The organism is Chryseobacterium sp. GM_Chr_2 (assembly GCF_026540445.1).
Lineage (GTDB): Bacteria > Bacteroidota > Bacteroidia > Flavobacteriales > Weeksellaceae > Chryseobacterium.
On record NZ_JALNUD010000029.1, the window covers coordinates 1 to 620 of the forward strand.

Annotated in this window: 1 protein-coding gene; it reads right to left on the reverse strand. The window is 27.1% G+C overall.

What is annotated here, in order from left to right; translation table 11 throughout:
* Window positions 1-384: 384 nt before the first annotated feature.
* Window positions 385-620: hypothetical protein (locus tag OXQ85_RS20575; RefSeq protein WP_267407019.1), on the reverse strand; the 236-nt coding region annotated here is incomplete at its 5' end.

Sequence of the window (620 nt, forward strand, 5' to 3'; positions counted from 1 at the left end):
TAGTGTTTTAGTGTTTTAGTGTTTTAGTGTTTTAGTGTTTTAGTGTTTTAGTGTTTTAGCAAAATTAAAGCATATAGAGAACTTCCAAAAAAATTCAGATTATTTTTGATTATTTTTTATCATTTTTAATTGAAGGTAAGAGACCTAAAATGATCGGTGGACTTAATTCTTTAAAAGTGATTATACTTTTTAAATAAAATACAATAGTATATATTATTCAGATAGTCTCTCGCTGATTTTGCAGAGAGCGCAGATTTTTATCCTGATTTTTAAATTTTGTTTTCTTCCATTATTGATCTCTATACAGTTTGTCATCTCTTTAGGGATCTAGCCTAGGTAGGATATTTATTAAAAAAGGGAATAGAAAAATGATAACCGGATTTTTTATTTTTCAAGATGATGTGATGGGCTATTGTGGATGTTACGGATATTTCTGTGGATAAAAATGGTTCTCAAATAATCTTGATTTATTTTTAAATTATTATTTCTGAGAACGTTTTTAATCAATTTCTTTTGATTTTCAAAACACCCATGAGCCACGAAGTGGCGATTTACATCAGGATAGGATGATAATCCTATTTTTTGAAAAATAGATAGATAGATAGATAGATAGATAGATA